This is a genomic window from Polaromonas sp. (genome assembly GCF_030680935.1).
In the GTDB taxonomy this organism is placed as follows: domain Bacteria; phylum Pseudomonadota; class Gammaproteobacteria; order Burkholderiales; family Burkholderiaceae_C; genus Polaromonas.
In genome coordinates, this window is record NZ_JAUXUP010000045.1 from 1 (window position 1) to 18,968 (window position 18,968).

Consider the following 18,968-nt stretch of genomic DNA (forward strand, 5'->3'; position numbering starts at 1 on the left):
TCACCACCTGGCCGGCGTTCAGGTTGTTCAGGGCGCTGCTGGTGGTGTAGGTCCAGGCACCGGCGGCGTTGATCACGAAGCTGCCGTAGGTCCCGGCCGTGCCGGTCTGGGCCACCACCGTCGCTGCAAAATCGCCACCCGTGGTCAGCGCTGCATTACCCTCTGTCAATGCCTTGACCTGATTGCCTCCCAAGCTTGGGCTTGGAGCCTCTGCGGCGCCTGCGACAGTAGATCCGGCAACAACAGCGGACTCAACCACTGCAAGCCGGTCGACAACCGATCCGGGCAAAACACTAGCAGCAGACGCTGCAATGGGTTCATCTGCAACTCCGTTAGGCAAATAGCCCAACACTGCTTTATCTAGAGAGGTGTATTCATATGTCAGCGGTGCCAGCGCCTCCACTGTCCTCAACAACTGAACGAAGTTATTGCCATCATCAGACCTGATGCCGGAGACACCAACACCCGAGGATGAGCTCACACCCGAGGACGTTTCCTGCAAAAGCCTGTCAAGCGTGCTGCCTTCGCTGATCGCATTCAGGATCCGGGTGAGCTCCTCCACCCTTGGCAAAAGCGCGGCACTCCCGCCATCAGGCAACAAATTGCCGAACACCGTGGAATCAAGGGTAACGGTTTCCCGCGAACGAAGAAGAAACTTCCCCCCTTGGTCAAATGCCAGCTCCACCCGTGCGCCAGTGCTGGTGACGATCACGTCGCCTTCTAATACGGGATCTCCAAATTTCAGCTGTCGACGTTCACCGCTTGCGTTTTCAGCGAAAGCGATGCCTTCAAGCACCACTACATTACCAACAACTTTGCCTTCATTGGCCATGACGAATCCCAAACGGAGTTACTGTATTGAACTCAATATAGTCCGTTCTGTCTGGTAAAAAAATTGTACCGAGGTACTACCTCAAGCGGCCTCAACCCGCCTCAGAGGCCCGCCCATTGACTATCAGGGACAATTGAAGCCGATCCCTGACTTGGAGCTTGTCCAGAATAGAGCCAACATGCGCCTTGACAGTGCGCTCCGTAATGCCGAGCGCCTTGGCAATTTCCTTGTTGCTGGAACCGCGGGCAATCGTCAAGGCCACTTCCTTTTCGCGCTCGGTCAGATTTTGAGACCACGTGTCGAGTCCAGCGCCAATTCGGCCAGAAGTCGCCTGAATGCGGCTTGTCGCACTGATTAGGCGTTGCATCAATGGCTCGCCAATCCAGAGGCCTCCTTGCAACACCACAGAGGCAATCTGAATCAGGAGCTGCGCCGCAGCGTGAGTATTGCAGTACCCCCGGACACCTGCAGCAAAAGCAGCAAGGGCCTCCTCATCCGTCGGTCGATCACTAAGAACAATACAGGGAGTTTGGCCGAACTGCGCTCCCACGCGTTCAATTTGAGCCTCCAAAGCCATGCCTTGCTCCAGCCTCAACCAAACGAGACTTACCTTAGCTGCATCAGCCTTGGCTCGCGCCGTCTCTACCTTGCCGGCTTTTCCCGTCTGAAAGGCTTCGATCCAACGTGGGAGCATACGGCCTTGCAGGCAAAGAAATAGACACTGCGGCTCCTGATTTCCCACAACCAAGCCGATCAGCGTTCAGTAAAGGCAGCTTGCTTTGCCTTCAAAACAGGTTTGAGAAGGTAAGACAGTATGGATTTCTGACCGGTAATGATGTCAACTTCCGCCACCATACCGGGAATGATGGGTAGTCCTTCACCTAGTCTGGACTTCTCAGTTCGTACACGTACTGTATAGAAAGTATTACCTCGCTCGTCAGTCACCGAGTCGGCCCCTATAAATTCAAGCTTAGCCTCCAGACCACCGTAAATAGAAAAATCATAGGCGGTGAATTTGACCAAAGCCTTGTCCCCTGGCCGGAGAAAAGCAATATCCTTAGGCAAGACTTTTGCCTCGAGCAACAGGTTTTCTTCCAAGGGCACAATTTCAATGATGTCTCGTCCTGGTTGAACCACGCCACCCACCGTATTCACCAAAAGACGCTTGACAGTGCCCCTGACCGGTGAACGCAGCGAAGACTTATCCACTTTGTCGGCAAGCCCGACCCCGCCTGCAGAGCTCACATTGAGCTTCGCAAGGGTTTCGGATAGCTCTTTACGGGCCTCGCTCTGAAAATTCAGGGTTATCTCCTGAATTTTGCGGGAAGCCTCTGCCACTGCAGCTTGAGTTTTTGCGATTTGTGCCGAGGCCATCTCCCGCTCGCCCAGGAAGCGCCCAGTATCCCGCTCAAGCCTTAACAATTCCACCTCTGAAACAGCCCCATCCTTCAGCAACGGTTTTGTATAACCCAGCTCTTTCGCAGTCAACTCATACGCTCTTGAAGCCTGTTCCCGCTTGGCTCGCGCTTCGACAAGCTCCTGCTGGCGTTGCGATAACTGCTGCTGGGCTATGGCCAGTTGAGCGTTGAGCGTAGAGGTGCTGGCCTCATAGGCACGTCGCTCTTCTTGAACTGTTTTAGGCGCCTCAGCCAGTGCTTCCGGCGGAGGTATGAACGGCACCCCCTCAGCGAGTGCTCGGACCCTCGCCGCCTTGGCCAACAGCGCCAAATACTGGACCCGATTTTCCTTTACAGAAGAATCGAAGCGCGTCGTATCAATGTTTACGAGTATCTGTCCCGCCTCAACAACCTGCCCCTCCTGGACCAGAATCTCTGAAACGACACCTCCGTCCAGGCTTTGCATGATCTGCAACTGCCGGGAGGGAATTACCTTACCTTCGCCCTTGGTAATTTCATCGACCTCCGACAAACCAGCCCATAAAAGCGCCAGCACAAAAACCACGCCAAGGCTCTTGACAAGCATTCGGGCACGCAGAGGCTCCTGATCCAGCATCGCACGATCTGCGTCGCCGCCAAAACCCGCATCCATGTGCTCATCTGCCCGTTGCCACGACGCGGAAGTGCGTTCAAGGGCGGGTTGAAGCAGCCTCTTGCCAGTAGCCCAAAGGAAAATCATCGGACGAGTCCATGAGGTCCATCGTGGATTCATGAAGCTTTCCCGATACGCCCGGCTTTTAATGCCTCAATGACCTGTTCGTAAGGTCCATCCGCAACAATACGACCTTCATCAATCACGATGATTCGATCTGCCAGATCCAACAGCGTGTTTCTGTGGGTAACAACCACCATAGTCTTGTGTTTGGCGTAGCTGCGCAAACGCTCTTTAAACTGTGCCTCCGAGGAAAAATCCATAGCCCCGGTGGGTTCATCCAACAGCAATACAGGGGGCTCCAGCAACACCGCGCGAGCAATTGCCACCCCTTGTCTCTGCCCACCCGAAAGAGACTCTCCGCGCTCCCCAATGATCATGTCGAAGCCCTGCGGGTGGCGGTTGGCAAACTCGATCAGACCACCTACTTCAGCGGCCGCAAGGATTGCTCCATCGTCCGCGTAGGGCGCGGCTATGGCAATGTTGTCACGCAAGGTCCCATAAAACAGCATCGCGTCTTGCTCGACATATCCCACATTACGCCTCAAATCGGCGGGGTCTAGTTGACGAAGATCGATACCGTCCATGCTGATCGCGCCGCTGGAGGGGGTATAAAGCCCAAGTATGAGCCTCTGTAGTGTGGTCTTGCCAGACCCTACGCGGCCAATGACGACAACGTTTTCACCCGGCTTGATCCTGAAGGACACCCCCCGTAGAGCCTCCTGCGTACGTCCAGGGTATGTGAAATGCACATCGTCAAATACGATCTCGCCAGCGATGTCCGGTCGGTGCACAAAATTTGTTTCGCCAGAGCGTTCGCCCGGTTTTTTCATCGTATCTTCCAACGAAGCTAGGGCCGTCTTGGCATTTTGATATTGCATCAACAGCGCAACGATCTGACCCAGCGGCGCCATCGCACGCCCTGACAACATCGTGGCCGCAATGAGTCCCCCCATTGTCAGAAACCCCTCGTGTATCAAATAGACTCCCGCCACAATCATCACGATGTTGATGAGCTGCTGCAGACTGGAAACGACATTAACCACAGACGACGAAAGCAGTCGCAACTGAGCACTAACCCGCGCAAGAAAAGCGGCGGTGTCCTCCAGCTTGGCCTGCATCTGACTTTCCGCTCCATGCGCCTTGATGGCCTCCATTGCAGTGAGCGTTTCAACCAGAGTAGCGTTACGCATGGCCGAAGCTCTGAACGTGGTCTCAGAAAGCGCATGCATCTTGTTCTGAACGACGTAACTGTAAGCGACGACAAGAAATACACCCACGAGGGGCGGAATGACAAGTGGCCACGAAATCCAGCCGAGAACCAGGAAAAAAAGGAGGGCAAAAGGCAAGTCAACAACAGCAATCACCGTGGCGGAGGCGATAAAGTCACGCACTGACTCGAAGGATCGCAAAGTAGCCGCATAGGAGCCGACCGACGGTGGGCGATCTGAGAGCCGCATCCCGAGCACTTTTTCCATGATGAGCGTGGATAGCTTTATATCTATTCGGGATCCAGCCAGATCCACAAAATAACCGCGCATGACCCGCAGGAAATAATCAATGACGAGCACCAGCACCAAACCGAAAGCCAACATCCACAAGGTTTCGACCGCAAAGTTAGGTACCACGCGGTCATAAACGTTCATCGAGAACAATGGAAACGCCAACGCAAATAAGTTGATCAGGAGCGCCGCTGCAAGAATGTCTCGATAGAGGGGAAATTGATCTCTAAAAGCACCCCAAAACCAGTGGCGCTGAGAAGTATTCGCCAATTCAGGGGTTCGCTGGTCGAATCGGAAGTTGGGCCTAGAAAAAATTGCTATGCCGACATAACGAGCCAGCAGTTGTTCGCGAGGCAACACCACCACACCTTGCCCAGCCTCAGGAAAAAGCAGATTTGCTGATTCGCCGCTTTCATCCCATCCCAACAGAAGACAGGCCCCGTCGCCTTCGAGCAGCAGGACCACCGGCAACAATGCGGCGTCAATCTTTTGAAGCGGTCTCCGCAATATCTTGCAGGAGAGACCCGCACGCGCTGCAGCTCGGGCAAACAAAGAGGGCGGCAAGCCAGTCTTGGGAAGTGGTAGCCCGGCGGAAAGCGCCGCACGGGTACTAGGTCGGGCATAGATCCGCGTCAGCTCCACCAAGCAATCGAGCAAAGGATCGTGATGCAACAAGTCCTCGCGCAAGCCTTGCGCCAAATGGCTGGCTTCGCTTTTTTGACCGGCTGGCAAGGGCACGTTCATGTCACTCATTCTTATTGGTCTCGATGATCGACCCACCCCATGTTGAGATCCGCGCAGGCGTAAGTAATTGTAATAGAATCAAGCACTTGCCGCCATGATTGCAAGTCCGTTCCACAACTTTTTCGACATTTATAGTGACATACCCCGACTCTATGGTGGCCCAATGGCAACAGCCCCGGGGATCACTCACTCGTTATGGACACGTTGCCATGACCAGAAAAGCATTGATAGTTTACGCGACACCTCGCAATCCAGATTCGAGAATTATCCCGTAGAGCGATCAAACGATCCGTCCATGCGAAGTCGGCGAAAGGCGATAGCCAGGTCGCGGTCAAATCCAAAGCTTATCCGCGACAGAGAGTCAGCGGATTAAAGCAAGCCCTCAATCACCGCGCCCACCTGCCGATACAGATAGATTGCCCTCAAACCGAAAAAAGTGAGGAATGAAAACAGAAACGCCCACATAAAGTGGGCGATTCTGTTTCTGACTCTAATAGCCAGAATATTGGTTGCGCGGGCAAGATTTGAACTTACGACCTTTGGGTTATGAGCCCAACGAGCTACCAGGCTGCTCCACCGCGCGTTATATAAGGATTATAACCTAGTCTGCTGCTTTAACGCCGTCATTGGAAACGTCTTCCGAAACTTCCGGGCGATCTACGAGTTCAACCAGCGCCATTGGCGCATTGTCGCCAACACGGAAGCCCATTTTCAGTATGCGTGTGTAACCACCAGGCCTGGCCTTGTAACGGGGTCCGAGCTCCGCAAAGAGCTTCACCACCATATCACGATCGCGCAGGCGATCAAACGCCAGTCGCTTGTTTGCAACTGTTGGTTCTTTCGCCAGAGTGATCATGGGTTCAACCACGCGGCGCAGTTCCTTGGCCTTTGGCAACGTGGTTTTGATCGCTTCATGCTGAATCAGGGAATTCATCATGTTGCGCAGCATGGCCAGCCGGTGAGAGCTGGTCCGATTGAGTTTACGAAGTCCGTGTCCGTGACGCATAGTGCTTTCCTTTCATTTGTATTTCAGGCAGCCGTATCAGGTACTGCCCGTGCACTTCCTCCCAAAGGAGGTTTTGTTTCAATTAACGCTTGTCAAGACCTGCGGGAGGCCAGCTCTCCAACCGCATACCCAGTGTCAAACCGCGGGATGCCAATACTTCCTTGATTTCATTGAGCGACTTGCGGCCAAGATTGGGGGTCTTGAGCAGTTCGTTTTCGGTGCGCTGAATCAGGTCACCGATGTAATAGATATTCTCTGCCTTCAGGCAGTTGGCCGATCGAACGGTAAGTTCTAGTTCATCCACTGGACGCAGAAGAATCGGATCAAATTGCTGCGAGCTGCGCTGAATTGGGGCATCAAATGCAGCCAGCTCGTTGCCTTCCAGCTGGGCAAACACGGCAAGCTGCTCCACCAGAATTTTGGCTGACGCGCGGACCGCGTCTTCGGCAGTCACCGCACCATTCGTTTCGATTTCCAGCACCAGCTTGTCCAGGTCCGTGCGCTGCTCGACGCGGGCGCTCTCCACGGTGTAGCTGACGCGTTTGACCGGCGAGAACGAAGCATCAAGAACAATGCGTCCAATGGACTTTGTCGACTCGTCGCCATAGCGGCGCATCGTGCCAGGTACATAGCCGCGACCATTCTCCACCTTGATTTGCATATCGATCTTGCCGCCATGCGACAAATTGACGATCACGTGCTCGGGATTGATGATCTCAACATCATGGGGGGTCTGAATGTCGGCTGCGGTGACTGGCCCTTCGCCGTCCTTGCGCAGACTCAAAGTCACTTCATCACGGTTGTGGAGTTTAAATACCACACCCTTGAGATTGAGCAGGATGTTGACTACGTCCTCTTGCACGCCGTCGATCGACGAGTACTCATGCAGCACGCCGGCGATCGTGACCTCAGTGGCAGCATGACCGACCATCGACGACAGCAACACACGGCGCAGGGCATTCCCAAGCGTGTGGCCATAACCGCGCTCGAAAGGCTCCAGAGTCACCTTCGCGCGATTGGCAGCAAGCTGCTCAACATTGATTGTTTTTGGTTTCAGTAGATTTGTTTGCATGCATTCTTCCTCTCAATACCCTCGGCTCGTTACACCGATAAGGTCGGGTGAAGCGACCCTGCGATTCCAGTGCCCCGTAAACGCAGGAACGAAAATTAACGAGAATACAGTTCGACAATCAACGACTCGTTGACATCGGCAGCGAACTCGTCGCGATCAGGCACCTTCTTGAAGGTGCCTTCACCTTTGTCAATGCTGACGTCGACCCAGGCCGGAATACCAACCTGCTGCGCCAACTGAAGAGCTTCTGCCACGCGGGTCTGTTTTTTGGACTTTTCGCGGACGGCAATGACATCACCCGCTTTAACCATGTATGACGGAATGTTCACCGACCCGCCATTGACAGTGATCGCCTTGTGCGAAACCAGCTGGCGCGCCTCGGCCCGGGTAGAACCAAAACCCATCCGATATACAACATTGTCGAGACGAGACTCAAGAATGAAAAGCAAATTGGCACCGGTATTGCCTTTTCTGCGATCGGCTTCCTCGAAATATCGACGGAACTGCTTTTCCAGAACACCATACATACGCTTGACTTTTTGCTTCTCACGAAGCTGCAAGCCGAAGTCCGAGGTACGCATACCGGATGTGCGACCGTGCTGACCAGGCTTGGAGTCAAATTTGGCCTTGTCGCCAATTGCCCTGCGAGCGCTTTTCAGGAACAGGTCTGTGCCTTCACGGCGGGATAATTTGGCCTTGGGGCCGAGATAACGTGCCACTTGAATTCCTTATGTCATCTGCTGCAGAAACTGCAGGAGCCTTCGGTAATTAACCTAACGGCGGTGGGCTTGTTGAAAACCCGCCCGGTCTGGTCGCATTAGATGCAACCTGGCCCGGACAGGTCGAACTTAAATACGACGGCGCTTCTGGGGGCGGCAACCGTTGTGAGGAACGGGCGTCACATCTGCAATCGAGTTGATTCGAATGCCAAGAGCCGCCAGCGCGCGAACGGAAGACTCTCGGCCAGGCCCTGGCCCTTTGATCTCCACGTCTAGGTTCTTTATCCCCTGCTCAATGGCGGCACGGCCTGCAACCTCTGATGCAACCTGGGCCGCAAAAGGTGTCGATTTGCGCGACCCCTTGAAGCCCTGACCGCCAGATGACGCCCACGACAGTGCATTGCCCTGGCGATCCGTGATCGTAATGATGGTGTTGTTAAAAGACGCATGAACGTGCGCGACACCGTCGGCGACGTTTTTGCGTACTTTCTTGCGAACGCGTTGTGCTGCGTTACTGCTGGGGGCTTTTGCCATAACTACCTCTTACTCAATTATTTCTTCAAGGACGCGGCGGCCTTGCGCGGTCCCTTACGGGTACGCGCATTCGTGCGAGTACGCTGGCCACGCATGGGCAGGCCACGACGGTGGCGAAATCCACGGTAACAACCAATGTCCATCAGACGCTTGATGTTCATCGTGGTTTCCCTGCGCAAATCACCCTCAATGGTGAACTGTGCAATCTGGTCACGAATCTTTTCCAGGTCACTGTCAGTCAGGTCTTTGACTTTTTTGGAATAGGCGATTTCACACGCGACGCAAATCTTGCGCGCACGAGTGCGGCCTATGCCAAAAATAGCAGTCAAGCCGATTTCGGCGTGTTGCTGCGGCGGAATGTTTATACCAGCGATACGAGCCATATGCGTCCTCTAAAACTTGTGAAAATCAGCCTTGGCGTTGCTTGTGGCGCGGGTCTGTGCAGATCACGCGTACAACGCCCTTGCGGCGGATAATTTTGCAGTTACGGCAAATTTTCTTGACCGAAGCTGAAACTCTCATTTCTTTCTCCTAAACTTTTGACTGCGCCTACTTGGCGCGGAATACGATGCGTGCTCGCGACAAATCGTAGGGCGTTAACTCAACAGTCACTTTGTCTCCTGGAAGAATACGTATGTAATGCATTCGCATTTTTCCAGATATGTGACCTAAAACTACATGACCATTTTCCAACTTCACCCTAAACGTCGCATTGGGAAGATTCTCGACGACCTCCCCCTGCATCTGGATGACATCATCTTTCGACATGAATCAACCACCGGGCGACGTCTTAAAATTTGCTTTCTTCAATAAGGATTCGTACTGCTGAGACATCATGTAGTTCTGCACTTGCGCCATGAAATCCATGGTGACAACCACAATAATCAGCAACGACGTTCCCCCAAAATAGAACGGCACGTTGTACTTCAAAATCAGAAACTCGGGTAGCAGGCAGACAAAGGTGATGTACACAGCACCAGCGAGCGTCAGTCGAACCAAAATCTTGTCGATATACCTTGCGGTCTGGTCGCCAGGACGGATGCCGGGTATGAACGCACCGCTCTTCTTCAGGTTGTCAGCTGTCTCGCGGCTATTGAAAACCAAAGCGGTGTAGAAGAAACAGAAAAATATGATCGCACTGGCATAAAGCAATACGTAGATTGGCTGGCCCGGCGTCAAGGTGCCGGCAATATCCTTGAGCCAGCGCATGCCTTCGCCCGTACTGAACCACCCCACCACAGTCGCCGGTAACAGAATGATCGATGACGCAAAAATGGGAGGTATCACCCCAGCCATGTTGAGTTTCAAGGGTAAATGGGAGGATTGACCGCCGTAAACCTTGTTGCCCACCTGCCGTCTCGCGTAGTTCACCAGAATTTTCCGCTGCCCACGCTCCACGAACACCACAAAATACGTCACCAACACAACCACCAACACGATTGCAATGGCCACCAAGATGCTCATCGCACCGGTACGTACCAATTCAAGTAACCCACCGAGTGCGCTGGGCAAACCAGCCGCGATGCCCGCGAAAATCAGGATGGAGATGCCATTACCCAAACCGCGTTCCGTAATTTGCTCGCCGAGCCACATCAAAAACATCGTACCAGCCGTCAAACTTACCACCGCCGTCATGCGAAAGCCGAATCCAGGAGCAAGGACGAGGCCTGGCGAGCTCTCTAGCGCAACTGCAATACCCATGGACTGGAACAGCGCGAGACCCAAAGTTCCATAGCGGGTGTATTGCGTGATCTTCCTCCGACCCGCTTCTCCTTCTTTTTTCATCTGCTCGAATGTTGGCACCACATAGGTCAACAGCTGCATGATGATGGAGGCCGAAATGTAGGGCATGATCCCCAGCGCAAATACAGTAAACCGCGAGAGCGCCCCGCCCGAGAACATATTGAACAAACTCAATATGCCGCCCTGCTGCCCCTTGAAAAGTTGTTGGAGCTGGGTCGGATCAATTCCGGGAACAGGAATGTGCGCACCAACCCGATATACCACCAGCGCAAGCAGCAAGAACACAAGCCTGTTGCGCAGGTCACCGAACTTGCCGGTTTTTGCAATTTGTGCAGAGCTGGTTGCCACTGATCGTTATCCGTATGGAAGTATTAAGCCAGCGTGCCGCCAGCGGCTTCAATCACTGCCTTGGCACCTGCGGTCGCACCGATTCCATTGAGCTTCACCGCTTTGGTGAGCTCGCCAGACTTGATGACCTTGACATTTTTGGCAAGCTGCCCCACCAACCCAGCTGTCTTCAGCGCCAGGACGTCTACTTCGGCCAGCCCAAGCTGCTCCAGCGCGGCCAAAGTTACTTCGGCATTGAATTTCAGCAGCTGTGATTTAAAGCCGCGTTTTGGCAGGCGACGCTGCAATGGCATCTGACCGCCTTCAAAACCTACTTTGTGATAACCACCAGCGCGGGACTTTTGGCCCTTGTGACCACGACCAGCCGTTTTGCCAATACCCGAACCGATACCTCGTCCGACCCGACGCTTGGCATGTTTTGCGCCTGCAGCAGGCTTGATTCCATTTAGTTCCATCATCGGCTCCGCTTAAAGCACCTTGACCAGGTAGCTGATCTTGTTGATCATGCCGCGCACTGCGGGGGTATCCTGCAACTCGCTCTTGCTGTTGATGCCACGCAGGCCCAGACCACGCACAGTTGCGCGGTGGGATTCCTTGGTGCCAATCGGGCTGCGAACCAGTGTCACAGTGAGTTTTTTCTCTGTCGTCATGGGTACCGCCTTAGCCGAAGATTTCTTCGACTGATTTACCACGCTTGGCCGCGATGTCCGAAGCCGTCGTGGAGTTGTTCAGCGCGTCCATCGTTGCACGCACCATGTTGTAAGGGTTGCTGGAGCCATGGCTTTTCGCCACGATGTCCGTAATGCCCATCACTTCAAATACCGCGCGCATTGGGCCGCCGGCAATGATGCCGGTACCTTTTGCGGCAGGCATCATCATGACGCTGGCTGCGCCCCAATGACCGAATACGTTGTGATGAATGGTGCCGTTTTTCAACGAGACCTTGGTCATGTTGCGACGGGCCTCTTCCATGGCCTTTTGCACGGCAGCCGGCACTTCCTTCGACTTGCCCTTACCCATGCCGACACGACCGTCGCCATCACCGACCACTGTGAGTGCGGCAAAACCGAGAATACGGCCACCCTTCACCACTTTGGTCACGCGGTTGACCGCGATCATCTTTTCCTTCAGACCATCGTCTGGAGCGTCGTTGTTTGATTTTGCTTGAAACTTGGCCATACTTAATTCCAGTCTGCTTAGAACTGCAAGCCAGCTTCGCGAGCAGCCTCAGCCAGCGCTTTCACGCGGCCGTGGTACGCAAAGCCAGCGCGGTCAAACGCCACTTTTTCAACACCTGCCGCTTTTGCCTTTTCGGCAATGCGCTTGCCTATGGCCTGCGCAGCAGCAACGTTGGCACCTTTGCCCGACGCGCCAAGATCCTTGCGGACCTCGACTTCTGCGGTTGACGCAGATGCCAGGACTTTTGTGCCATCGCCAGAAATGACGCTGGCGTAAATGTGCAAATTGGTCCGGTTGACGGTCAGACGCGCAACACCTTGCGTGGCAATGCGGATACGGGTCTGGCGTGAACGACGAAGGCGCTGCTCTTTTTTGGTCAACATGGTGCAGCTCCTTACTTCTTCTTGGTTTCTTTGATCGTGATCTTCTCATCCGCATAACGGATGCCCTTGCCCTTGTACGGCTCGGGTGGACGGACTGCGCGAACTTCTGCAGCAATCTGACCAACACGCTGACGATCCGACCCCTTGATCACCACCTCGGTAGGGGTGGGGGTAGCCACCTGGATACCAGCCGGCATATCCATCACCACAGGGTGCGAATAACCAACCGTCAGATTCAGCTTGGCGCCTTGTGCCTGGGCCTTGTAGCCCACCCCAACCAGGCTCAGCTTCTTCTCAAAGCCCTTGGTCACACCCGTCACCATATTGTTGACAAGCTGGCGCATCGTGCCGCTCATGGCATTGGCTTCACGAGAGTCATTGGCCGGCACAAAAGTCAGCTGCCCTGCATCGCTCTTGATGGTTACCAGTGCATTCTGCGTCAACGCCAGGGTGCCGAGACTGCCCTTGACATTGATCTGGTCGTCTTTCATCGCCACATCGACGCCCTGAGGCACGATGACTGGCATTTTTCCTACACGAGACATTTCAGTTACTCCTCAATGTCGCCGTTAAGCTACGTAACAAAGCACTTCACCACCGGTACCGGTAGCGCGCGCCTTGCGATCTGTCATCACGCCCTTGGGGGTCGTGACGATGGCCACACCCAAGCCATTCATGACCTGGGGGATGGCACCGTGGCCTTTGTAAACGCGAAGGCCAGGGCGGCTGACGCGCTCAATGCGCTCAATCACCGGGCGTCCTGCGTAATACTTCAGGGCGATTTCCAACTGGGGCTTGCCGTCGTCGGTTTTGACGGAGAAGCCATCGATGTAGCCCTCATCCTTCAACACCTGCGCGATGGCGACTTTGACTTTTGACGACGGCACCAGCACAACGGCTTTTTCAACCATTTGTGCATTGCGGATGCGTGTCAACATGTCGGCAATAGGATCACTCATGCTCATTTGTAGTTCTCCTATGCTTACCAGCTTGCCTTGGTGATACCAGGGATATCACCAGCAAAAGCCAACTCACGAATCTTGGCGCGAGCCAAGCCGAATTGACGGAATGTACCGCGCGGACGACCCGTGATCGCACAGCGATTGCGCTGACGTGTCGGGTTCGCATTGCGGGGCAACTTTTGCAACTCCAGACGGGCCAGGGCGCGCTCTTCATCGGAGCGCTTGGCGTCGTTGGACGTTGCTTTGAGTTCTGTGTATTTCTTGGCGAACTTGGCCGCGAGTTTCTCGCGCTTCAATTCACGTTGCAATAAAGCCTGTTTTGCCATGTCCGCCTCAGTTCTTGAACGGAAAACGGAAGCCAGTGAGGAGCGCCTTGCACTCTTCATCGGTCTTAGCCGTGGTGGTGATGCTGATGTTGAGACCGCGCAGGGCGTCAACCTTGTCGTACTCAATTTCAGGGAAAATGATCTGCTCTTTCACGCCGATGTTGTAATTGCCACGGCCATCAAACGCGCGACCAGAAATACCCCGGAAGTCACGAACACGCGGCAGCGCCACGGTGACGAAACGGTCCAGGAACTCATACATCTGCACACCGCGCAAAGTCACCATGCAGCCAATGGGCAGGTCTTCGCGGATCTTGAAACCGGCAATCGCCTTCTTGGCCTTGGTCACCACCGGCTTCTGGCCGGCGATCTTGGTCATGTCGCTCACCGCGTTGTCCATGACCTTTTTATCGGCCACAGCCTCGCTCACACCCATGTTGAGCGTGATCTTGGTGATGCGGGGAACCTGCATCGGCGATTTGTAGCCGAATTTTTCAATCAGCGCCGGCGCGATTTTTTCGCGGAACTGGGCCTGCAGGCGAGCCTGAGCAGGAGCAGCTTGTGTAGGTGCGATTTTTGCCATGTTTATGCAGCCTTGATTTCGTCGCCACTGGATTTGAAGACGCGCACTTTTTTGCCGTCAGCCAGAAGCTTGATGCCAACGCGATCCGCCTTGCCGGTTGCCGCATTGAAAATAGCGACATTGGATTGGTGAATCGGCATGTTTTTCTCAACGATGCCACCCGTCGTACCCTTGAGCGGATTCGGCTTGGTGTGTTTTTTCACCAGGTTGATCCCATCCACCAGCACGTAGCTATCGTCCTTGCGGAGCGAAATCGTGCCGCGCTTACCCGTGTCACGACCTGCGCTCACAATGATCTCGTCGCCTGTGCGAATCTTGTTCATGGCGTGTCCTTACAGAACTTCGGGAGCCAGGGACACGATCTTCATGAACTTTTCGGTGCGCAGTTCGCGCGTGACCGGTCCGAAGATACGGGTGCCGATAGGCTCCAGCTTGGCATTAAGCAACACTGCTGCGTTGCCATCGAATTTGACGAGCGAACCATCACCGCGGCGGATACCCTTGGCGGTACGAACCACCACAGCACTGTAAACCTCGCCTTTTTTGACGCGGCCACGCGGAGCGGCTTCTTTGATACTCACCTTGATGACGTCACCAACGCTGGCGTACCGGCGCTTGGATCCGCCCAGCACTTTGATGCACATCACGGATTTGGCGCCCGTGTTGTCAGCAACATCGAGTTTGGATTGCGTTTGAATCATTTAAATTAGTCCCAACTTGCACCAGCGCGTACTTTTACGGTTTTCACCGGAAACCCACTTACCAGTCAGTCTTGGGCCCGTCGTCCGCACCACAAACCACTTGCGATGCCTCCGTTAGGCAGAATTCTCAGCTTTTTAAAGCGAAGCCCACGATTATTACCAAATTTTCCTGCCCTGTCAACCAAGAAACCGCAATCTACCTGCTTGACTGTCTTTGAGGATGAAAATTTGGCGTCAAAAAATCGCCCGGACCCCAGTCAAAGCTGCACGGACAGCTCTTAAAAAAGGAGCTCGTCAGTACCACCGTCGCGCAGGCGCATTACCCACCATCAGGTCGGGAGGGCCAGATACCGGTCTGCCAACGCAAGAAAAGCGGTTAGTTGCGGATCAACCTGATTTTCTTCAGCCAGTAGCGCGGCCACGAGGCCCGCCAAGGATTTCGCCAGCGCCGCATCCAGGAAAAGCAGCCGGGACCGGCGCGCCAGCACATCCTCTACCGTTCTGGCGTACTCGTGCCTGGCGGCAAAACGCACCATGGCTTCGGTCAAGCCGCCGCCCAACACCCGGTCCGCACCGGGCAAAGCGAGAACAGCGGGCGCTTCACTTCCGTACTGATGGATTCCCGGCGGCTCGCTGATTTTGTGACTCGAAGGCTGGGCACCGACCAGGCGCAGGTCGGCCGTCACACCGCCCGGACGTTTTGCCAGCAGGTGGGCGGCAAAACAGTTGTCCAGCACGTCTTCCGCCATGGCGCGGTAGGTGGTCCACTTCCCCCCGGTCACGGTCACCAGGCCGCTTTTGCTGACAAGCACGGTGTGTTCGCGCGACAAGGCCTGGGTGCGCTCACCATCATCTTCCGGGGGTTTGACCAGTGGCCGCAGCCCAACCCAGATACTGCGAATGTCAGCCGGTCCGGGCGCCTTGCTCAGGTAACGCGCGGACTCACCCAGGATGAAATCGACTTCTTCGCGAAAAGCCACCGGCTCACGCGCCAGGTCGTTGCGCGGCGTATCGGTGGTACCCAGGATGGTCTTGCCAAGCCAGGGCACGGCAAATAGAACGCGTCCATCGGCAGTTTTGGGTATCAGCAGCGCATGGTCGCCCGGCAAAAATGACCGATCCACAACAATATGAACGCCCTGGCTGGGCGCCACCATGGGTTTGGCCTCGCGGCCTATGGCCTGTCCATCGAGCAAACGCAGTTGGTCCACCCAAACGCCAGCCGCATTGACAATACATTTGGACTTTATCGTAAGTGTTTGCCCACTTTCGGCGTCCGTCACACGCAAACCGGCCAGTTTGCCTTTTTCGTGAATCAGCCCGGTCGCAGCGCAGTAATTGACCAGCAAGGCGCCCGCCCGGGCGGCGCTGCGGGCCAGGGCCAGGGCCAGACGTGCGTCGTCAAACTGCCCATCCCAATATTTCACGCCCCCCTTGAGCCCGTCCTGATGCGCCGTCGGAAGCAGTTGCAAGGTTTCGGTGCGACTCAAAAACTCAGTGGCGCCCAGGCCGGACTTGCCCGCCAGCGCGTCGTACATCTTGAGGCCAACGCCGTAAAAGGGAGCTTCCCAGAATTTATAGGAGGGCATCACAAAGGCTAGCGGTTGGGCCAGATGCGGTGCATTGGCCAGCAAACGCGTACGTTCGTGCAGTGCTTCACGCACCAAAGAGATATTGCCCTGAGCCAGATAACGGACGCCCCCATGGACCAGCTTGGTTGCCCGGGATGAGGTACCTTTGGCAAAGTCGTGCGACTCGACAAGAACCACCGAGAATCCGCGCGCCGCCGCATCAAGAGCCACACCGAGGCCGGTTGCACCCCCGCCAATGATCGCAATGTCATAGGTCTGGGGCGCCCGGAGGCGATTGATCAGTTCGGCGCGGTGCGTCGGTAGCAGCAAGGTTTCAAAAGTCATGGGCTTCATTGTCCATCTCCACGAAAAGGCTCCTTTGCAGGTGCACTTTCCGGGCCGTGGTATGTGCGTGCAAACCCCCCAGGTTTGCACGCACCCTTATCGGTCAACCAGGCAGCGGGCGAACACCCGCCGGGTCCCGATCAACGGACCTTGCCATCCTTCCAGGCCTGGAGCAGCTTGTCATAGTTGATGGTTTCGCCTTTGGGCTTCTCGTTGGCCAGCTTTTTCCACGGCGCACCGGTGTCGCTGAGGTATTTGGCCGGGTCGCCCTTGGGATTTAGCTTGGGCGCGCATTTTTCCATGCCAGCGCGCTCAAGTCGAGCCATGACCTGATCCATCTCTTCGGCCAGCGTGTCCATGGCAACCTGCGGTGTTTTTTCGCCGGTCACTGCCTGGGCCACATTTTTCCACCAGAGCTGGGCCAGCTTCGGATAGTCAGGCACGTTGGTACCCGTCGGCGTCCACGCCACACGGGCCGGGCTGCGGTAGAACTCCACCAGACCACCCAGTTTGGGTGCCAGGTCGGTCATGGCCTTGGAGCGAATGTCCGACTCGCGGATAGGCGTCAACCCAACAATGGTCTTTTTGAGCGATGTGGTCTTGGCAGTGACAAACTGGGCGTACAGCCAGGCAGCCGCCGTTCGATTCTCATCATGCGCGCTGAAGAAAGTCCACGAACCCACGTCCTGGTAGCCGTTTTGCATGCCCTGTTTCCAGTAGGGGCCGTTCGGACCAGGCGCCATGCGCCATTTGGGCGTGCCGTCCTCATTGACCACGGGCAGGCCTTTTTTGGTCATATCAGCGGTGAAGGCCGTGTACCAGAAAATCTGCTGCGCAATCTGGCCCTGGGCAGGCACCGGTCCGGCTTCGCCGAAGGTCATGCCCGTGGCCTCCTTGGGCGCGTACTTCTTCATCCAGTCCACGTATTTGGTCAGGGCATACACTGCTGCGGGCGAGTTGGTGGCTCCACCGCGTGACACCGAGGCGCCCACCGGCGTGCACTTGTCGGCGCCCACGCGGATACCCCACTCATCAACCGGCTGGCCATTCGGAATACCCTTGTCGGCGGTACCGGCCATTGACAGCCACGCGTCTGTGAAACGCCAGCCCAGCGAGGGGTCCTTCTTGCCGTAGTCCATATGGCCATAGATCGGCTTACCGTCGATGGTCTTGACGTCATTGGTGAAAAAAGCGGCGATGTCCTCATATGCGCTCCAGTTCAGCGGCACGCCGAGGTCGTAGCCGTACTTGGCCTTGAACTTGTCCTGGAGGTCCTTGCGCGCAAACAAGTCAGCACGGAACCAATACAGGTTCGCGAATTGCTGGTCGGGCAGCTGGTAGAGCTTGCCATCCGGGGCCGTGGTGAAACTGGTCCCGATGAAGTCCTTCAAGTCCAGGCCCGGGTTGGTCCATTCCTTGCCCTTGCCGGCCATGTAGTCGGTCAGATTCATCACCTTGCCGTAGCGGTAATGGGTTCCGATCAGGTCGCTGTCGCTGATCCAGCCGTCGTAAATCGACTTGCCCGACTGCATGGAAGTCTGCAGCTTTTCGACCACATCGCCTTCCTGGATCAAATCGTGTTTGACCTTGATGCCGGTGATTTCTTCAAACGCCTTGGCCAGGGTTTTCGATTCGTACTCGTGGGTAGTGATGGTTTCCGACACCACCGAAATTTCCTTGACGCCCTTGGCCTGCAGTTTTTTGGCCGCTTCGATGAACCACTTCATCTCGGCCATCTGCTGGTCCTTGGACAGCGTGGAAGGCTGGAATTCGCTGTCTATCCACTTTTTGGCTTCGGCATCGCCGGCACCGGCATGCTGGGTGGCCATCAGGGCCGCCGCCAGCGCCAGCGCTGTGTAACGCATCTTCATGACTTGTCTCCTCATAAATTACCTCCCCCAATGGTTTCCATGACTCGCCCGGCTCCGGGGAAGCAATGAGCCGGATCCGTATCTCTGCTAACCCTTGCGCATGACCAGCGCAATCCATCCCATGGAAATAAAAAAACTGATCCAGATCGACGGATCTGCCTGCAGGCTGAGCGCCACCCCCAGCTTGCCGCTGAGGCCGACAAAAATCAGGTTGATATAGGCAGCGCCCAGCAGGCCGATGAACAACCGGTCGCCGCGTGTGGTGTCCAGCGGCAAAAAGCCTCGGCGCACGGCAGTCGGGGATCTGATTTCCCAGACCGTCATGCCAATCAGCGTCAGGACAATGCAGGTGAAAAATACCGCCACCGGCAAAGTCCAGGCCATCCATTCGAACATTTGAAGCTCCTTTTCTCAGTCGGAGGCATAGCGCCTCCTCAT

Annotated in this window: 25 protein-coding genes and 1 tRNA gene; all 26 read right to left on the reverse strand. The window is 55.5% G+C overall.

The features are described from left to right. A partial coding sequence (locus tag Q8L50_RS11765; protein ID WP_305348823.1) for a retention module-containing protein occupies positions 1–832 on the reverse strand: 832 nt, incomplete at its 3' end. Positions 833–923: 91 nt separating this feature from the next. Then, entirely contained in the window at positions 924–1,409 is a 486-nt protein-coding gene (locus tag Q8L50_RS11770) for a response regulator transcription factor (protein WP_305348824.1), read from the reverse strand. Positions 1,410–1,585: 176 nt separating this feature from the next. Then, complete coding sequence (locus Q8L50_RS11775) at positions 1,586–2,881, reverse strand: HlyD family type I secretion periplasmic adaptor subunit (protein ID WP_305348825.1); 1,296 nt, start codon at positions 2,879–2,881, stop codon at positions 1,586–1,588. A 116-nt stretch (positions 2,882–2,997) separates the two neighbouring features. Continuing rightward, complete coding sequence (locus tag Q8L50_RS11780) at positions 2,998–5,187, reverse strand: type I secretion system permease/ATPase (RefSeq protein WP_305348826.1); 2,190 nt, start codon at positions 5,185–5,187, stop codon at positions 2,998–3,000. 506 nt (positions 5,188–5,693) lie between these two features. Beyond that, positions 5,694–5,770: transfer RNA gene (locus tag Q8L50_RS11785), tRNA-Met, on the reverse strand. Positions 5,771–5,788: 18 nt separating this feature from the next. Beyond that, positions 5,789–6,193, reverse strand: a complete 405-nt coding sequence (gene rplQ / locus Q8L50_RS11790; RefSeq protein WP_305348827.1) for a 50S ribosomal protein L17 — start codon at positions 6,191–6,193, stop codon at positions 5,789–5,791. Positions 6,194–6,275: 82 nt separating this feature from the next. Next, positions 6,276–7,265 (reverse strand): DNA-directed RNA polymerase subunit alpha, encoded by a 990-nt coding sequence (gene rpoA / locus Q8L50_RS11795; protein WP_305348828.1) that lies wholly within the window; start codon positions 7,263–7,265, stop codon positions 6,276–6,278. Between the two features lie 95 nt (positions 7,266–7,360). Next, on the reverse strand, positions 7,361–7,984 hold the full coding sequence (rpsD, locus tag Q8L50_RS11800) for a 30S ribosomal protein S4 (RefSeq protein ID WP_305348829.1): 624 nt from the start codon (positions 7,982–7,984) through the stop codon (positions 7,361–7,363). A gap of 129 nt (positions 7,985–8,113) precedes the next feature. Beyond that, positions 8,114–8,518 (reverse strand): 30S ribosomal protein S11, encoded by a 405-nt coding sequence (rpsK, locus tag Q8L50_RS11805; RefSeq protein ID WP_077592475.1) that lies wholly within the window; start codon positions 8,516–8,518, stop codon positions 8,114–8,116. A 17-nt stretch (positions 8,519–8,535) separates the two neighbouring features. Further along, positions 8,536–8,901 (reverse strand): 30S ribosomal protein S13, encoded by a 366-nt coding sequence (gene rpsM, locus Q8L50_RS11810; RefSeq protein ID WP_305348830.1) that lies wholly within the window; start codon positions 8,899–8,901, stop codon positions 8,536–8,538. 25 nt (positions 8,902–8,926) lie between these two features. Further along, positions 8,927–9,040 carry a 50S ribosomal protein L36 gene (rpmJ, locus tag Q8L50_RS11815; protein ID WP_011481465.1) on the reverse strand — a complete coding sequence of 38 codons (114 nt, stop codon included), beginning with the start codon at positions 9,038–9,040 and terminating at the stop codon, positions 8,927–8,929. A 27-nt stretch (positions 9,041–9,067) separates the two neighbouring features. Continuing rightward, complete coding sequence (infA, locus tag Q8L50_RS11820; RefSeq protein ID WP_007869286.1) at positions 9,068–9,286, reverse strand: translation initiation factor IF-1; 219 nt, start codon at positions 9,284–9,286, stop codon at positions 9,068–9,070. A gap of 3 nt (positions 9,287–9,289) precedes the next feature. Next, the gene (secY, locus tag Q8L50_RS11825; protein WP_305348831.1) at positions 9,290–10,609 is read right to left on the reverse strand and encodes a preprotein translocase subunit SecY; all 1,320 of its coding nucleotides are present in this window, start codon (positions 10,607–10,609) and stop codon (positions 9,290–9,292) included. Between the two features lie 23 nt (positions 10,610–10,632). Beyond that, entirely contained in the window at positions 10,633–11,064 is a 432-nt protein-coding gene (rplO, locus tag Q8L50_RS11830) for a 50S ribosomal protein L15 (RefSeq protein WP_305348859.1), read from the reverse strand. 12 nt (positions 11,065–11,076) lie between these two features. Further along, the gene (gene rpmD / locus Q8L50_RS11835) at positions 11,077–11,259 is read right to left on the reverse strand and encodes a 50S ribosomal protein L30 (RefSeq protein WP_077592479.1); all 183 of its coding nucleotides are present in this window, start codon (positions 11,257–11,259) and stop codon (positions 11,077–11,079) included. Between the two features lie 10 nt (positions 11,260–11,269). Beyond that, complete coding sequence (rpsE, locus tag Q8L50_RS11840; RefSeq protein WP_188709721.1) at positions 11,270–11,788, reverse strand: 30S ribosomal protein S5; 519 nt, start codon at positions 11,786–11,788, stop codon at positions 11,270–11,272. A 17-nt stretch (positions 11,789–11,805) separates the two neighbouring features. Continuing rightward, positions 11,806–12,171 (reverse strand): 50S ribosomal protein L18, encoded by a 366-nt coding sequence (gene rplR / locus Q8L50_RS11845; protein WP_305348832.1) that lies wholly within the window; start codon positions 12,169–12,171, stop codon positions 11,806–11,808. An 11-nt stretch (positions 12,172–12,182) separates the two neighbouring features. Further along, the gene (gene rplF, locus Q8L50_RS11850; protein WP_305348833.1) at positions 12,183–12,716 is read right to left on the reverse strand and encodes a 50S ribosomal protein L6; all 534 of its coding nucleotides are present in this window, start codon (positions 12,714–12,716) and stop codon (positions 12,183–12,185) included. 24 nt (positions 12,717–12,740) lie between these two features. Next, positions 12,741–13,136, reverse strand: coding sequence for a 30S ribosomal protein S8 (gene rpsH / locus Q8L50_RS11855; RefSeq protein ID WP_305348834.1), 396 nt, complete (start codon positions 13,134–13,136; stop codon positions 12,741–12,743). A 17-nt stretch (positions 13,137–13,153) separates the two neighbouring features. After that, positions 13,154–13,459: a 30S ribosomal protein S14 gene (gene rpsN, locus Q8L50_RS11860; RefSeq protein ID WP_305348835.1), complete on the reverse strand. Its 306-nt coding sequence runs from the start codon at positions 13,457–13,459 to the stop codon at positions 13,154–13,156. Positions 13,460–13,466: 7 nt separating this feature from the next. Beyond that, on the reverse strand, positions 13,467–14,042 hold the full coding sequence (gene rplE, locus Q8L50_RS11865) for a 50S ribosomal protein L5 (protein WP_305348836.1): 576 nt from the start codon (positions 14,040–14,042) through the stop codon (positions 13,467–13,469). A 2-nt stretch (positions 14,043–14,044) separates the two neighbouring features. Further along, positions 14,045–14,365: a 50S ribosomal protein L24 gene (gene rplX, locus Q8L50_RS11870; protein ID WP_305348837.1), complete on the reverse strand. Its 321-nt coding sequence runs from the start codon at positions 14,363–14,365 to the stop codon at positions 14,045–14,047. 9 nt (positions 14,366–14,374) lie between these two features. Beyond that, entirely contained in the window at positions 14,375–14,743 is a 369-nt protein-coding gene (rplN, locus tag Q8L50_RS11875) for a 50S ribosomal protein L14 (RefSeq protein WP_007869247.1), read from the reverse strand. A 329-nt stretch (positions 14,744–15,072) separates the two neighbouring features. After that, the gene (locus tag Q8L50_RS11880) at positions 15,073–16,659 is read right to left on the reverse strand and encodes a glycerol-3-phosphate dehydrogenase/oxidase (RefSeq protein WP_305348838.1); all 1,587 of its coding nucleotides are present in this window, start codon (positions 16,657–16,659) and stop codon (positions 15,073–15,075) included. Positions 16,660–16,799: 140 nt separating this feature from the next. Next, positions 16,800–18,530: an ABC transporter substrate-binding protein gene (locus tag Q8L50_RS11885; RefSeq protein WP_305348839.1), complete on the reverse strand. Its 1,731-nt coding sequence runs from the start codon at positions 18,528–18,530 to the stop codon at positions 16,800–16,802. An 87-nt stretch (positions 18,531–18,617) separates the two neighbouring features. After that, positions 18,618–18,926: a DUF2160 domain-containing protein gene (locus tag Q8L50_RS11890; protein WP_305348840.1), complete on the reverse strand. Its 309-nt coding sequence runs from the start codon at positions 18,924–18,926 to the stop codon at positions 18,618–18,620. Positions 18,927–18,968 lie beyond the last annotated feature (42 nt).

Coding starts and splice junctions, on each gene's coding strand:
- Q8L50_RS11770 (WP_305348824.1), bottom strand. CDS start 1,409: ATGGCTTTGGAGGCTCAAATTGAACGCGTGGGAGCGCAGTTCGGCCAA.
- Q8L50_RS11775 (WP_305348825.1), bottom strand. CDS start 2,881: ATGGATGCGGGTTTTGGCGGCGACGCAGATCGTGCGATGCTGGATCAG.
- Q8L50_RS11780 (WP_305348826.1), bottom strand. CDS start 5,187: ATGAACGTGCCCTTGCCAGCCGGTCAAAAAAGCGAAGCCAGCCATTTG.
- rplQ (WP_305348827.1), bottom strand. CDS start 6,193: ATGCGTCACGGACACGGACTTCGTAAACTCAATCGGACCAGCTCTCAC.
- rpoA (WP_305348828.1), bottom strand. CDS start 7,265: ATGCAAACAAATCTACTGAAACCAAAAACAATCAATGTTGAGCAGCTT.
- rpsK (WP_077592475.1), bottom strand. CDS start 8,518: ATGGCAAAAGCCCCCAGCAGTAACGCAGCACAACGCGTTCGCAAGAAA.
- rpsM (WP_305348830.1), bottom strand. CDS start 8,901: ATGGCTCGTATCGCTGGTATAAACATTCCGCCGCAGCAACACGCCGAA.
- rpmJ (WP_011481465.1), bottom strand. CDS start 9,040: ATGAGAGTTTCAGCTTCGGTCAAGAAAATTTGCCGTAACTGCAAAATT.
- infA (WP_007869286.1), bottom strand. CDS start 9,286: ATGTCGAAAGATGATGTCATCCAGATGCAGGGGGAGGTCGTCGAGAAT.
- rplO (WP_305348859.1), bottom strand. CDS start 11,064: ATGGAACTAAATGGAATCAAGCCTGCTGCAGGCGCAAAACATGCCAAG.
- rpmD (WP_077592479.1), bottom strand. CDS start 11,259: ATGACGACAGAGAAAAAACTCACTGTGACACTGGTTCGCAGCCCGATT.
- rpsE (WP_188709721.1), bottom strand. CDS start 11,788: ATGGCCAAGTTTCAAGCAAAATCAAACAACGACGCTCCAGACGATGGT.
- rplR (WP_305348832.1), bottom strand. CDS start 12,171: ATGTTGACCAAAAAAGAGCAGCGCCTTCGTCGTTCACGCCAGACCCGT.
- rplF (WP_305348833.1), bottom strand. CDS start 12,716: ATGTCTCGTGTAGGAAAAATGCCAGTCATCGTGCCTCAGGGCGTCGAT.
- rpsH (WP_305348834.1), bottom strand. CDS start 13,136: ATGAGCATGAGTGATCCTATTGCCGACATGTTGACACGCATCCGCAAT.
- rpsN (WP_305348835.1), bottom strand. CDS start 13,459: ATGGCAAAACAGGCTTTATTGCAACGTGAATTGAAGCGCGAGAAACTC.
- rplE (WP_305348836.1), bottom strand. CDS start 14,042: ATGGCAAAAATCGCACCTACACAAGCTGCTCCTGCTCAGGCTCGCCTG.
- rplX (WP_305348837.1), bottom strand. CDS start 14,365: ATGAACAAGATTCGCACAGGCGACGAGATCATTGTGAGCGCAGGTCGT.
- rplN (WP_007869247.1), bottom strand. CDS start 14,743: ATGATTCAAACGCAATCCAAACTCGATGTTGCTGACAACACGGGCGCC.
- Q8L50_RS11880 (WP_305348838.1), bottom strand. CDS start 16,659: ATGACTTTTGAAACCTTGCTGCTACCGACGCACCGCGCCGAACTGATC.
- Q8L50_RS11885 (WP_305348839.1), bottom strand. CDS start 18,530: ATGAAGATGCGTTACACAGCGCTGGCGCTGGCGGCGGCCCTGATGGCC.
- Q8L50_RS11890 (WP_305348840.1), bottom strand. CDS start 18,926: ATGTTCGAATGGATGGCCTGGACTTTGCCGGTGGCGGTATTTTTCACC.